Origin of the sequence: Cupriavidus sp. WGlv3, from assembly GCF_023952475.1 — a bacterium.
In the GTDB taxonomy this organism is placed as follows: domain Bacteria; phylum Pseudomonadota; class Gammaproteobacteria; order Burkholderiales; family Burkholderiaceae; genus Cupriavidus; species Cupriavidus phytorum.
In genome coordinates this window covers 192,094-204,498 of sequence record NZ_JALHRX010000001.1, presented here as the reverse complement: position 1 = coordinate 204,498, position 12,405 = coordinate 192,094, and the positions used below count along the sequence as shown (strand labels likewise).

At 67.4% G+C, this 12,405-nt stretch carries 14 protein-coding genes; 10 read left to right on the top strand and 4 right to left on the bottom strand.

The features are described 5' to 3' along the window. The first annotated feature begins 12 nt into the window (after positions 1 to 12). From iscR to iscX, 9 genes are all read left to right on the top strand, one after another. A complete protein-coding gene (iscR, locus tag MKD38_RS00980) occupies positions 13 to 567 on the top strand; it encodes a Fe-S cluster assembly transcriptional regulator IscR (protein ID WP_011614910.1) in 555 nt (184 codons plus the stop codon). 52 nt (positions 568 to 619) lie between these two features. Further along, positions 620 to 1,843, top strand: a complete 1,224-nt coding sequence (locus tag MKD38_RS00975) for an IscS subfamily cysteine desulfurase (protein WP_371925613.1) — start codon at positions 620 to 622, stop codon at positions 1,841 to 1,843. Between the two features lie 74 nt (positions 1,844 to 1,917). Continuing rightward, the gene (iscU, locus tag MKD38_RS00970; RefSeq protein ID WP_252674272.1) at positions 1,918 to 2,316 is read left to right on the top strand and encodes a Fe-S cluster assembly scaffold IscU; all 399 of its coding nucleotides are present in this window, start codon (positions 1,918 to 1,920) and stop codon (positions 2,314 to 2,316) included. Positions 2,317 to 2,357: 41 nt separating this feature from the next. Beyond that, positions 2,358 to 2,678, top strand: a complete 321-nt coding sequence (gene iscA, locus MKD38_RS00965; RefSeq protein ID WP_115706499.1) for an iron-sulfur cluster assembly protein IscA — start codon at positions 2,358 to 2,360, stop codon at positions 2,676 to 2,678. 24 nt (positions 2,679 to 2,702) lie between these two features. After that, positions 2,703 to 2,927: a DUF3565 domain-containing protein gene (locus MKD38_RS00960; RefSeq protein WP_252674271.1), complete on the top strand. Its 225-nt coding sequence runs from the start codon at positions 2,703 to 2,705 to the stop codon at positions 2,925 to 2,927. A gap of 55 nt (positions 2,928 to 2,982) precedes the next feature. Next, entirely contained in the window at positions 2,983 to 3,501 is a 519-nt protein-coding gene (gene hscB / locus MKD38_RS00955; RefSeq protein WP_252674270.1) for a Fe-S protein assembly co-chaperone HscB, read from the top strand. Positions 3,502 to 3,609: 108 nt separating this feature from the next. Then, positions 3,610 to 5,475, top strand: a complete 1,866-nt coding sequence (gene hscA, locus MKD38_RS00950) for a Fe-S protein assembly chaperone HscA (RefSeq protein ID WP_252674269.1) — start codon at positions 3,610 to 3,612, stop codon at positions 5,473 to 5,475. A 40-nt stretch (positions 5,476 to 5,515) separates the two neighbouring features. Further along, complete coding sequence (gene fdx, locus MKD38_RS00945) at positions 5,516 to 5,854, top strand: ISC system 2Fe-2S type ferredoxin (RefSeq protein WP_063238412.1); 339 nt, start codon at positions 5,516 to 5,518, stop codon at positions 5,852 to 5,854. Between the two features lie 34 nt (positions 5,855 to 5,888). Further along, the gene (gene iscX / locus MKD38_RS00940; protein WP_252674268.1) at positions 5,889 to 6,083 is read left to right on the top strand and encodes a Fe-S cluster assembly protein IscX; all 195 of its coding nucleotides are present in this window, start codon (positions 5,889 to 5,891) and stop codon (positions 6,081 to 6,083) included. A gap of 82 nt (positions 6,084 to 6,165) precedes the next feature. Here iscX and lysS read toward each other — a convergent pair whose 3' ends face one another. From lysS to prfB, 3 genes are all read right to left on the bottom strand, one after another. Beyond that, a complete protein-coding gene (gene lysS, locus MKD38_RS00935; RefSeq protein WP_252674267.1) occupies positions 6,166 to 7,719 on the bottom strand; it encodes a lysine--tRNA ligase in 1,554 nt (517 codons plus the stop codon). A 48-nt stretch (positions 7,720 to 7,767) separates the two neighbouring features. Beyond that, a complete protein-coding gene (locus MKD38_RS00930) occupies positions 7,768 to 8,526 on the bottom strand; it encodes an SDR family oxidoreductase (protein ID WP_252674266.1) in 759 nt (252 codons plus the stop codon). 100 nt (positions 8,527 to 8,626) lie between these two features. After that, a protein-coding gene (gene prfB, locus MKD38_RS00925) for a peptide chain release factor 2 (RefSeq protein WP_252674265.1) occupies positions 8,627 to 9,731 on the bottom strand; the annotation gives its coding sequence in 2 pieces (ribosomal slippage) (positions 8,627 to 9,649 and positions 9,651 to 9,731; 1,104 coding nt in all). Between the two features lie 203 nt (positions 9,732 to 9,934). Between prfB and MKD38_RS00920 the strand changes: the two genes are divergently transcribed. After that, positions 9,935 to 10,660, top strand: a complete 726-nt coding sequence (locus tag MKD38_RS00920) for a M23 family metallopeptidase (protein WP_252674264.1) — start codon at positions 9,935 to 9,937, stop codon at positions 10,658 to 10,660. A gap of 27 nt (positions 10,661 to 10,687) precedes the next feature. Here the strand turns inward: MKD38_RS00920 and recJ are convergent, their stop codons facing one another. Beyond that, positions 10,688 to 12,394, bottom strand: a complete 1,707-nt coding sequence (recJ, locus tag MKD38_RS00915; protein ID WP_252674263.1) for a single-stranded-DNA-specific exonuclease RecJ — start codon at positions 12,392 to 12,394, stop codon at positions 10,688 to 10,690. Between the last annotated feature and the right edge of the window lie 11 nt (positions 12,395 to 12,405).

Below are 12,405 nucleotides of genomic sequence, written 5' to 3'. Positions count from 1 at the left end.
GAGCCCTGCACCATGAGACTGACCACCAAAGGCCGCTTCGCGGTCACTGCGATGATCGACCTGGCCATGCGCCAGGACCAGGGACCGGTCACGCTCGCCGGCATCAGCCAGCGGCAGAAAATCTCGCTGTCGTATCTGGAGCAACTGTTCGGCAAGCTGCGCCGGCACGAGATCGTCGAAAGCGTGCGCGGCCCGGGCGGCGGCTACAGCCTGGCGCGCAAGGCCGAGGACGTCACCGTGGCCGACATCATCATCGCCGTGGACGAGCCCCTGGATGCCACCCAGTGCGGCGGCAAGGGCAATTGTAACGGAGATGACGGCTCGGGGCGTTGCATGACCCACGAACTGTGGGCCACGCTGAACCAGAAGATGGTCGAGTACCTCGACTCGGTTTCCCTCAAGAACCTGGTGGACCAGCAGCGCGAGCGCCAGCCCGCCGTGCTGCACGACATGCGCGAAGACGCCGCGCAGCCGGTCGCCGCCGCCGCGCGCGGCAAGGCCGACAAGCAGGAAAAACCGGTCCGGGCCAGAATGGTGAATTCAGTTTTCAGCCTGGCGCAGTCCTGAGCGCGCCGGCAAGACAGCAACACAGCGATCAGCGGTCCCTTACAAGGCAGTCATAACGATGAGCACCCCACATTTCCCCATCTACATGGATTACTCGGCCACCACGCCGGTGGACCCGCGCGTGGCGGACAAGATGATTCCGTACCTGCGCGAGCAGTTCGGCAATCCCGCCTCGCGCAGCCATGCGTACGGCTGGGAAGCGGAGCGCGCGGTGGAAGAAGCACGCGAGCAGGTGGCCGCTCTGGTCGGCGCGGACCCGCGCGAAATCGTGTGGACCTCGGGGGCGACCGAATCGAACAACCTGGCGATCAAGGGCGCCGCGAATTTCTATTCGGGCAAGGGCAAGCACATCATCACCGTGAAGACCGAGCACAAGGCCGTGCTCGACACCACGCGCGAGCTGGAGCGCCAGGGCTTTGAAGTGACCTACCTGGACGTGAAGGACAACGGCCTGCTCGACATGGAAGTGTTCAGGCGGGCGCTGCGCCCGGACACCATCCTGGTGTCGGTGATGCTGGTCAACAACGAGATCGGCGTGATCCAGGACGTCGAGCAGATCGGCGCGATCTGCCGCGAGAAGGGCATCATTTTCCATTGCGACGCCGCGCAGGCGACCGGCAAGGTGGCGATCGACCTGAACAAGCTGAAGTGCGACCTGATGTCGTTCTCGGCCCACAAGACCTACGGCCCCAAGGGCGTCGGCGCGCTGTACGTGCGCCGCAAGCCGCGTGTGCGCATCGAGGCGCAGATGCACGGCGGCGGCCATGAGCGCGGCATGCGCTCGGGCACGCTGGCCACGCACCAGATCGTCGGCATGGGCGAAGCCTTCCGCATCGCCCGCGAAGAGATGGCGACGGAAAACGAACGCATCCGCATGCTGCGCGACCGCCTGTGGAACGGGCTGTCGGACATGGAAGAGGTCTACCTGAACGGTGACCTGGAACACCGCGTGCCGCACAACCTGAACGTCAGCTTCAACTTCGTCGAAGGCGAGTCGCTGATCATGGCGATCAAGGACGTGGCGGTGTCGTCGGGCTCGGCCTGCACCTCGGCCTCGCTGGAGCCGTCGTATGTGCTGCGCGCGCTGGGCCGCAACGACGAGCTGGCGCACAGCTCGATCCGCTTCACGGTCGGCCGCTTCACCACCGAGCAGGAAATCGACTACACCGTCGAGCTGCTCAAGAGCAAGATCGGCAAGCTGCGCGACCTGTCGCCGCTGTGGGAAATGTTCAAGGACGGCGTCGACCTGAATTCGATCCAGTGGGCCGCGCACTGAGCGCATGAGTACCCGCCGGATCCCGCCAAAATAACAGCAAGACCCCCGTAAAAGATACGCAAGAGGTAAGCCAAATGTCATACAGCACGAAGGTTCTCGACCACTATGAAAACCCCCGCAACGTCGGCTCGTTCGACAAGAACGACGATGCGGTCGGCACCGGCATGGTCGGTGCCCCGGCTTGCGGCGACGTGATGAAGCTGCAGATCAAGGTCAACGAGGCTGGCGTGATCGAAGACGCCAAGTTCAAGACCTACGGCTGCGGCTCGGCCATCGCATCGTCGTCGCTGGTGACCGAATGGGTCAAGGGCAAGACCGTGGACCAGGCGCTGGAGATCAAGAACACCCAGATCGCCGAGGAACTGGCGCTGCCGCCGGTGAAGATCCACTGCTCGATCCTGGCCGAAGACGCGATCAAGGCCGCCGTCGAAGACTACAAGAAGAAGCACGGCGCCGAGCAGGCCGCCGCCTGATCCTGTCGCACTGACCACGGCATCGACGAAGGAACGCAACGATGATCACCATGACCGAGAAGGCCGCCAAGCATGTGGCGCGCTACCTGGAACGTCGCGGCAAGGGCGTGGGCCTGCGCCTGGGCGTGAAGACCACCGGCTGCTCGGGCCTGGCCTACAAGCTGGAATACGTCGACGACCTGCTGCCGGAAGACCAGGTGTTCGAATCGCACGGCATCAAGGTCATCGTCGACGCCAAGAGCCTGCCGTATATCGACGGCACCGAACTCGACTACGCGCGCGAAGGGTTGAATGAAGGCTTCCGCTTCAACAATCCCAACGTCAAGGACGAGTGCGGCTGCGGCGAGTCGTTCACGGTCTGACGCGCGCTGACGCGGGCCGGGCCGGTGGAGCGCAGCATCGTCGGCTTCCGCCGGGACGAGGAAGGCCACTGGGTGGCTGAACTCGACTGCGGCCATGGCCAGCACGTGCGGCATGACCCGCCGTGGCAGTCGCGGCCGTGGACGCAGAGCGAGGCCGGACGCGCCGCCATGATCGGCACGCGGGTGAATTGCCTGAAGTGCTACCGCAACGAGCCGCCGGCCGAGTGGGCCAGCCAGCCCGCGCGGTAGCGGGGGCAGCACGGACGAAGGGCGGCGCGGCCGCTCTTTTTTCTTGGGGAAGCAGTTGAAAGACGATTTTTTTGCGCTGTTCGGCCTGCCGGTGCAGTACGGCGTCGACGAGGCCGCGCTGGACGCGGCGTACCGCACCGTACAGTCGCAGGCGCATCCGGACCGCTTCGCCAAGGCCGGCGATGCCGAGCGGCGCGTGGCGATGCAGTGGGCCGCGCATGCCAACGAAGCCTACCGCACGCTGCGCCAGCCGCTGCGGCGCGCGACCTACCTGCTCAAGCTGCGCGGCGTCGACGTGCAGGCGGAGAACAACACCGCCATGTCGCCGGCTTTCCTGATGCAGCAGATGGAATGGCGCGAGGCGCTGCAGGACGCGGTGGAAGCGCGCGACGTGGACCGCCTCGATGCGCTGCTGCGTGAACTGCGCCTGGAAAAGCGCGAGCGCCACGCGGCATTGGGCGCGCTGCTCGATGCCGGCGACAACGACGCGGCCGGCGGCGCGGTGCGGCAACTGATGTTTATCGAGAAGATCGAGCACGATACCAGCGAGGCCATCGACCGGCTGGAAGACTGACCGGCAAGATCGCCGGGGCCATGACACAATGGCGCCCGGCCTGAAAACCGCACGCATGCCGCCCCGCATGGCGGTTTCCCCTGCCGTACAAGACAGCGAAGAATTACCATGGCACTGCTCCAGATTTCCGAACCCGGCATGTCGCCGGCGCCCCACCAACGCCGCCTTGCCGTCGGCATCGACCTCGGCACCACCAACTCGCTGGTGGCCGCGGTGCGCAGCAGCATTCCCGAAGTGCTGGCCGACGAGCGCGGCCGCGCGCTGCTGCCGTCGGTGGTGCGCTACCTGCCGGACCGTACCGCGCATATCGGCTACCGGGCCCAGGACGAAGCGGTGCGCGACCCCAAGAACACCATCGTCTCGGTCAAGCGCTTCATGGGCCGCGGCCTGCGCGACGTCGCCAATATCGAGCACAGCCCGTACGACTTCGTCGATGCGCCCGGCATGGTGCAGATCAAGACCGCGGCCGGCGTGAAGAGCCCGGTCGAGATCTCGGCCGAGATCCTGGCCACGCTGCGCCAGCGCGCGGAAGACAGCCTCGGCGACGACCTGGTCGGCGCCGTCATCACGGTGCCGGCGTATTTCGACGAGGCCCAGCGCCAGGCGACCAAGGACGCCGCACGCCTGGCCGGGCTGGAAGTGCTGCGCCTGCTCAACGAGCCCACCGCCGCGGCCATTGCCTACGGCCTCGACAACGCCGCCGAAGGCATCTATGCCGTCTATGACCTCGGTGGCGGCACCTTCGACATCTCGGTGCTCAAGCTGACCCAGGGTGTGTTCGAGGTGCTGGCCACCGGCGGCGATTCGGCGCTGGGCGGCGATGACTTCGACCAGCGCCTGCTGTGCTGGATCGTCGAGCAGGCCGGCCTGCAGCCGCTGTCGGCACAGGACATGCGCCTGCTGATGGTGCGTGCGCGCGCCGCCAAGGAGGCATTGTCGGAAGCGGACAGCACCGTGATCGATGCCGTGCTCGACTCCGGCGAGATCGTGCACCTGACGCTGACCGACGAGACCTTCGAGCAGATCACCGCGCATCTGGTGCAGAAGACCCTGGCGCCGGTGCGCAAGGCGCTGCGCGACGCCGGCGTGACGCCCGAAGACGTCAAGGGCGTGGTGCTGGTCGGCGGCGCCACGCGCATGCCGTCGATCCGCAAGGCGGTGGGCGATTTCTTCGGCCAGACTCCGCTCACTAACCTCGATCCGGACCGCGTGGTGGCGCTGGGCGCCGCGATGCAGGCCAACCTGCTGGCCGGCAACCATGCCCCGGGCGAAGACTGGCTGCTGCTCGACGTGATCCCGCTGTCGCTGGGCGTGGAGACCATGGGCGGCCTGGTCGAGAAGATCATCCCGCGCAACAGCACCATCCCGGTGGCGCGCGCGCAGGAATTCACCACCTTCAAGGATGGCCAGACCGCGATGGCGATCCATGTGCTGCAGGGCGAGCGCGAGCTGGCCAGCGACTGCCGTTCGCTGGCGCGCTTCGAGTTGCGCGGCATCCCGCCGATGGTGGCGGGCGCGGCGCGCATCCGCGTGACCTACCAGGTGGACGCCGACGGTCTGCTGTCGGTGACCGCGCGCGAGACGCACTCGGGCGTGGAAGCCTCGGTCACGGTCAAGCCGTCGTATGGGCTGGCCGACGACGATATCGCGCGCATGCTGCAGGACAGCTTCCGCGAGGCCGAGCACGACATGAAGAGCCGCGCGCTGGCTGAAGAGCGCGTGGAAGCGGACCGCCTGGTCGAGGCCACCCAGCGCGCGCTGGAAACCGATGGCGACCTGCTGTCCGCCGACGAGCGCGCCGCGGTGGAAGCGCTGATGGCGACGGTGCGCGAGATTGCCACCGGCGATGACCATCTCGCCATCCGCGCCGCGGTGGAGCAGCTCTCGCACGGTACCGACGAATTTGCGGCGCGCCGCATGGACCGCTCGATCAAAAGCGCACTGGCGGGGCGCAAGGTGCAGGAGCTGGGCTGATCACCACCTCTGCACCGCACTACAGAACCCAGGAAACGACATGCCACAGATCATTGTTTTGCCCCACGTCGAATACTGCCCGGAAGGGAAGGTGATCGAGGCCGAGAAGGGCGTCAGCGTACTCGACTCGCTGCTCTCCCACGGTATCGATCTCGAGCACGCGTGCGAAAAGTCCTGTGCCTGCACCACGTGCCATGTGATCGTGCGCGAGGGCTTCGACTCGCTCAACGAGGCCGAGGAGAAGGAAGAGGATTTGCTCGACAAGGCCTGGGGCCTGGAGCCCAACTCGCGCCTGTCGTGCCAGGCCATCGTCGACGAGGACGACCTGACCGTCGAGATTCCCAAGTACACCATCAACCACGCCAAGGAAGGCCACTGAGCCGACGGCACCGATCCCTGCGGAGAACAAGCCCATGAAGTGGACCGATACCTACGCCATCGCCGAAGCCCTGTACGACAAGTTCCCGGATGTCGATCCGTCCGGCGTGCGCTTTACCGACCTGCGCCGCTGGGTGCTGGAACTCGACGGCTTTGCCGACGATCCGGCGCGTTCGGGCGAGAAGATCCTGGAGGCGATCCAGCAGGCGTGGATCGAGGAAGCGGAATGAATTCCTGATGTCAGGAATGATAAAAAGGCCGGCTTGAATGCCGGCCTTTTTCTTTGGAGCTGCTACACAGCCCTGATCGCCATCAGTCTTCCCGGCGCAGATGCGGGAACAGAATCACGTCACGGATATTCGGGCTGTCAGTCAGCAGCATCACCAGCCGGTCGATGCCGATGCCGCAGCCGCCCGTCGGCGGCATGCCGTATTCCAGCGCGCGGATGTAGTCGGCGTCGAAGTACATCGCTTCCTCGTCGCCGGCGTCCTTCTGCTCGACCTGCTTGCGGAAGCGGTCGGCCTGGTCCTCGGCGTCGTTCAGCTCGGAGAAGCCGTTGGCGATCTCGCGGCCAGTGATGAACAGCTCGAAGCGCTCGGTGATGCCCGGCACCGTGTCCGACGCGCGTGCCAGCGGCGAGACCTCGACCGGGTAGTCGACGATAAAGGTCGGCTCCCACAGCTGGCTCTCGGCGGTTTCCTCGAACAGCACCAGCTGCAGCGTGCCCAGCCCGGCATTGAGGAACTGCGGCGCGTTGGTGTTGACGCCGAACTTCTTCAGCTCGGTGCGCAGGAATTCGGCATCGGCCAGCTGCGCGTCGGTGTACTGCGGCGCGAACTTCTGGATCGCCTGGCAGATGGTCAGGCGGTGGAACGGCCTGGACAGGTCCAGCTCGCGCTCCTGGTAGGTCAGCACGGCGCTGCCGCGGGCGTCGATCGCGGCCTTGCGGATCAGGTCCTCGGTGAAGTCCATCAGCCAGCGGTAGTCCGTGTAGGCCGCGTAGAACTCCATCATGGTGAACTCGGGGTTGTGGCGCGGGCTCACCCCCTCGTTGCGGAAGTTGCGGTTGATCTCGAACACGCGCTCGAAGCCGCCCACGATCAGGCGCTTCAGGTACAGCTCGGGCGCGATGCGCAGGAACATCTGCATGTCCAGCGCATTGTGGTGCGTGATGAAGGGCTTGGCCGCGGCGCCGCCCGGGATCGGGTGCAGCATCGGCGTTTCCACTTCCATGAAGCCGGCGTCGGCCATATGGCGGCGCAGCGACGAGATCGCGTCGGTGCGCGCGCGGAAGGTGTTGCGCGTTTCCGGCGACACGATCAGGTCGACATAGCGCTGGCGGTACTTCATTTCCTGGTCGGCCAGGCCGTGGAACTTGTCCGGCAGCGGGCGCAGCGACTTGGACAGCAGGCGCAGCTCGCGCACCTGCACCGACAGTTCGCCCTTGTTGGTGCGGAACAGCTCGCCGCGGGCGCTGATGATGTCGCCCAGGTCCCAGTGCTTGAAGGCCGCGTAGACCTCTTCGCCGACCTTGTCGCGGGTGATGTAGAACTGGATCTGGCCGCTGCCGTCCTGCACCGTGGCGAAGCTGGCCTTGCCCATCACGCGCTTGAGCATCATGCGCCCGGCGATGGCGACCTCGACCGGCGCGGCCTCGAGCGTGGCCTGCTCGGTGTCGGTGTACTGCGCCTGCAGCGCGGCGGCCTGGTGGGTCGGGCGGAAATCGTTGGGGAAGGCCACGCCTTGCTGGCGCAGCGCGGCCAGTTTCTCGCGCCGCTCCGCGATGATCTTGTTTTCGTCGACGGCGGGCGTGTCGGCGGCGGCCTTGTTCTGCGCCGGGGCCTGGGCGCGGTTCGGTTCGGTCATGATGTCGTGTCGGTCGCGCGCCGGGCAGCGCGCGGGTTCAGTATGGCTTCAGTAGTTGCGGAGATCGTCCAGCTCGGTGCTGCCGAAATCCGGGCGGTGCAGGTAGGCGACGATGCGGCCGGCGGTTTCCTCGGCCGAGGCGAGCTGCCGGGTGGCCTTGAGTTCGCGGAAGCGCTGCACCTGGGCAAAATCGGCATTGCGGATGGTGGCCTGCATGCCGGTATCGATCACGCCCGGCGCCAGCGCCACCGCGCGCACGGTGCGCGGCGCCTCGGCCTGGGCGTATTCGGCGTTGACCGAGCGCATGAACATGTCGAGCCCGGCCTTGCCGGCGCAGTAGGCGCTCCAGCCTTCGATCGGGCGCCGTGCCGCGCCGGAGGAGATCGCCAGCACCTTGCGCGGGCAGCCGAATTTCTCGGTGCGCTCCAGGAACGCCGCGGTCATGGTCATCGGCGCCGCCAGGTTGGTCAGCAGGTGCGGCACCAGCGATTTTTCCTGCAGCGCCGCGATCGGCCCGATCGGCTCGACCACGCCGGCGTTCAGGATCAGCGTGGCGCTGGTCGGCGGCAGGTCGAGCGTGTCGAGCACGCTGGCCAGCCAGGTCGCCGCAGGGCCGGCCTGCGCCAGGTCCTGCAGGTGCCAGGCCACCGGCACGCCGCTGAGCGTGGCGATGCGTTCGAGCTCGGTGTTGCGGCTGCGCGCGACGCAGATCAGGCGGTTGCCCGGCACCAGCAGGGCGTTGGTCAGTGCCGCGCCCAGCCCGCGCGAGGCGCCGGTGATGATGTACAGGTGATTGGCTTCGCTCATGGTGCCCCGGTCGGAAAGGCCGTCGTGCCGGCATGGCGCGGGCGGCGGTACAGCGATGGATGGGTTGCTGTGCCGCCGCCGGCCGGCGGCGGGTACGGTCTTAAAGTCCCTGCTTGAGGCTGGCCTCGATGAACGGGTCCAGGTCGCCGTCCAGCACCTTCTGGGTGTTGGACATTTCCACGTTGGTGCGCAGGTCCTTGATGCGGCTCTGGTCCAGCACGTAGGAGCGGATCTGGTGGCCCCAGCCCACGTCGGTCTTGCCGGCCTCGAGCTTGTCGGCCTCGGCCTGGCGCTTGCGCATCTCGTGCTCGTACAGGCGCGACTTCAGCATCGACATGGCTTCGGCGCGGTTGCGGTGCTGCGAGCGGTCGTTCTGGCACTGCACCACAATGCCGGTCGGGATGTGCGTGATACGCACGGCCGAATCGGTCTTGTTGATGTGCTGGCCGCCGGCGCCCGAGGCGCGGTAGGTATCCACGCGCAGGTCCGCCGGGTTGACTTCCACTTCGAACGAGTCGTCCACCTCGGGGTAGACGAACACCGACGAGAACGAGGTATGGCGCCCGCCCGACGAATCGAACGGCGACTTGCGCACCAGGCGGTGCACGCCGGTTTCGGTGCGCAGGTAGCCGAAGGCGTATTCGCCCTCGATCTTGATGGTCGCGCTCTTGATGCCGGCCACGTCGCCCTCGGACTCTTCCAGCACCTCGGCCTTGAAGCCCTTGCGCTCGCAGTACTTCAGGTACTGGCGCAGCAGCATCGAGGCCCAGTCGCACGCTTCGGTGCCGCCGGCGCCGGCCTGGATGTCGATAAAGGCGTTGGCCTGGTCCATCTCGCCGGCGAACATGCGGCGGAATTCCATGTCCGCCACCACCGCCTCGAAGCCCTTGACGTCGGCCTCGATCGACTCGAGCGTGTCGTCATCGCCTTCTTCCCTGGCGAGCTCGAACAGCTCTTCCGCACCGACGAGGTCATCGGTGAGCTTGCCCAGGACGCCGACCACGCCCTCGAGCATCTTCTTTTCCTTGCCGAGGTCCTGGGCCCGCTTGGGGTTGTTCCAGACGTCGGGGTCTTCCAGCAGGCCGTTGACTTCGTCCAGCCTTCCTACTTTGACATCGTAGTCAAAGATACCCCCGTAGATCTTCCGTCCGGGAACGGAGATCGGAGATGGCACCGGAGATGGCGTTGAGGCGTTCTGCTTCCATGATGTTCCTGCGCTTCGAAAACCTCGAATTATAGCGGATCGGGGCCGTGATCCGGGCGCGGATTCGGCGATGCGGGCCGGTTCGCGGGCCGCGCACGGCGAACGGAATACGCCCGCAACGGTCTATCCGGCGGTGTCGGGCAGCGCACGCGGCGATAATACGCGTTTGCAAGCCGCCCCCGGCAAGACAACGAACAGGGACGAATGACGCAAACCAGACATGACATCGAGCCAGGCCGGCGCCGCGCGCTGGGCCTGCTGCTGGCGGCCACGGCTATGGTCGCCGCGGGCTGCGGCACCATGGACACCGGCCCCGCGCCGGACGGCTTCTACCGCGTCGAGCGGGGCGACACGTTGTATTCGATCGCCCGCAAGCACCGCCGCAGCGTGCGCGATCTGACCCGCTGGAACAGCGACATCACCAGCCCGAGCCAGATCGAGGTGGGGCAGCTGATCCGGGTGCGGCCGCCCGGCGCCGCGGCCGGCAGCGCGACCGCGTCGACCGGCACCGGCCAGGCCGTGACCGATACGCCGCGTGTCGACAGCGCCGCGGCATCCCGGCCGCCGGCCAGCAGCATCCGCCTGCAGTGGCCGGCCGACGGCCGCGTCACGGCCGGCTTCTCCCCGCCCGCCAGCAAGGGCCTGAGCATCGCCGTGCCGGCCAACGGCACGGTGCGCGCCGCTGCCGCCGGCCGCGCCATCCACGTCGGCAACCTGCGCGGCTACGGCATGCTGGTGATCGTCAAGCACAACGACGACTGGCTCACGGTGTACGGCAACCTGGACCAGCCGCTGGTCAGCGAGGGCACGCAGGTGTCGGCGGGGCAGGACGTGGGCCGCATGGGCGCGAGCCCGAGCGAGCTGCACTTCGAAGTGCGCGGCAACGGCAAGCCGGTGAACCCGGCCAGCTACCTGCCGTCGCGCGGCTGAGCGGGGCGCACTGCGCCCCCGGGCACGCTACTGCGCGTGCTCGATCACCAGCTGCACGCGGGTGACGCCGTTGAAGGTGTTGTTGTCGAGCCGGTACGCCACCTGCGCGCTGGCGCCGAGCGAGTCGGCATGGTTGAACCAGATCGCGTCGAAGCGCTGGCTGCCGCGCCCGAGCTGCAGCTTCAGGTGCTTGCCCTTGAGCACGCTCTGGCGCAGCACATCGAACTCGCCGCAGAAGGTCGGTGCCGGGAAGCCCTGGCCCCACACCTGCTGCTCGAGCAGGGTGACGAACTCCGGGCTGAAGCACTGCTCTTCGATATCGCCGTCGGTCTCGATCACGCGCGCCAGCTGGTCGTCGGTCAGCCATTCGCGCCCGACCGCCTCGAAGGCTTCCTGGAATTCGGCAAAGCGCTCGGCGCGCACGGTCAGCCCCGCCGCCATGGCGTGGCCGCCGAACTTGAGCAGCATGCCGGGGTGGCGCTTGGACACCAGGTCGAGCGCATCGCGCAGGTGGAAGCCCGGGATCGAGCGGCCCGAGCCCTTGACGGTGGTGTCGTCGCCTGGCGCGAAGGTGATGGTGGGGCGGTGGAACTTGTCCTTCAGCCGCGACGCCACGATGCCGATCACGCCCTGGTGCCAGGTATCGTTGAACACGCTGACGGTAAAACGCCCCGACGCGTCCGGCCCCGCCAGTCCGGCCATGGGCTGCTCCAGGATCTGCAGCGCCTCCTGCTGCATGCCGGCCTCGATGTCGCGGCGCTCGCGGTTCATGCTGTCCAGCTCCTGGGCGATTTCCCAGGCGCGGTTGGCATCGTCGGTCAGCAGGCACTCGATGCCCAGCGACATGTCGGCCAGCCGGCCGGCCGCATTCAGGCGCGGGCCCAGGCCGAAGCCAAGGTCGAAAGTATTGGCGCGCGCGGCCTCGCGGCCGGCGGCACGGAACAGCGCGGCCACGCCGGGCTGCATCCGGCCGGCGCGCATGCGGCGCAGGCCCTGCGCGACCAGGATGCGGTTGTTGGTGTCCAGCTTGACCACGTCGGCCACGGTGCCCAGCGCCACCAGGTCCAGCAGTGTCTGCAGCGGCGGCTGGCTCTGCGGGGTGTACACGCCGCGGCGGCGCAGCTCGGCGCGCAGCGCCAGCAGCACGTAGAACATCACGCCCACCCCCGCCAGGTTCTTGCTGGGGAATGCGCAGCCCGGCTGGTTCGGGTTGACGATCACCGCGGCCTGCGGCAGTTCCGAACCGGGCAGGTGGTGGTCCGTCACCACCACGTCGATGCCCAGCGCATTGGCCGCGGCGACGCCATCGACGCTGGCAATGCCGTTGTCGACCGTGACGATCACGTCCGGATTCTGCTTCGCCGCCAGCGCGACGATCTCCGGCGTCAGGCCATAGCCGTACTCGAAGCGATTGGGCACGATGTACTCGACCCGCGCGCCCAGCATGCGCAGCCCGCGCACGCCCACCGCGCACGCGGTGGCGCCGTCGCAGTCATAGTCGGCAACGATCAGCAGGCGCTTGCCGGCAGCGATGGCGTCGGCCAGGTAGGCCGCGGCGTGGTCGATGCCCTTCATGGCCGCGGGCGGCACCAGTTCGGGCAAATCGGTGGCGAGCTCGGCGGCGCGGGCCACGCCGCGCGCGGCCAGGATGCGCGCCAGGGTCGGGTGCAGGCCGGCGGCGGCCAGCGCGCTGGCGTGTTCGGGAGAATATTGGCGGATGGCGATCCGGGTCATGGGCGGGGCGG

What these genes read in the sequence shown, in the direction of transcription:
- fdx (WP_063238412.1), top strand. Translation starts at nt 5,516, where the DNA reads ATGCCACAGATCATTGTTTTGCCCCACGTCGAATACTGCCCGGAAGGG.
- lysS (WP_252674267.1), bottom strand. Translation starts at nt 7,719, where the DNA reads ATGACCGAACCGAACCGCGCCCAGGCCCCGGCGCAGAACAAGGCCGCC.
- recJ (WP_252674263.1), bottom strand. Translation starts at nt 12,394, where the DNA reads ATGACCCGGATCGCCATCCGCCAATATTCTCCCGAACACGCCAGCGCG.
- MKD38_RS00920 (WP_252674264.1), top strand. Translation starts at nt 9,935, where the DNA reads ATGACGCAAACCAGACATGACATCGAGCCAGGCCGGCGCCGCGCGCTG.
- hscA (WP_252674269.1), top strand. Translation starts at nt 3,610, where the DNA reads ATGGCACTGCTCCAGATTTCCGAACCCGGCATGTCGCCGGCGCCCCAC.
- MKD38_RS00930 (WP_252674266.1), bottom strand. Translation starts at nt 8,526, where the DNA reads ATGAGCGAAGCCAATCACCTGTACATCATCACCGGCGCCTCGCGCGGG.
- iscX (WP_252674268.1), top strand. Translation starts at nt 5,889, where the DNA reads ATGAAGTGGACCGATACCTACGCCATCGCCGAAGCCCTGTACGACAAG.
- iscR (WP_011614910.1), top strand. Translation starts at nt 13, where the DNA reads ATGAGACTGACCACCAAAGGCCGCTTCGCGGTCACTGCGATGATCGAC.
- iscA (WP_115706499.1), top strand. Translation starts at nt 2,358, where the DNA reads ATGATCACCATGACCGAGAAGGCCGCCAAGCATGTGGCGCGCTACCTG.
- iscU (WP_252674272.1), top strand. Translation starts at nt 1,918, where the DNA reads ATGTCATACAGCACGAAGGTTCTCGACCACTATGAAAACCCCCGCAAC.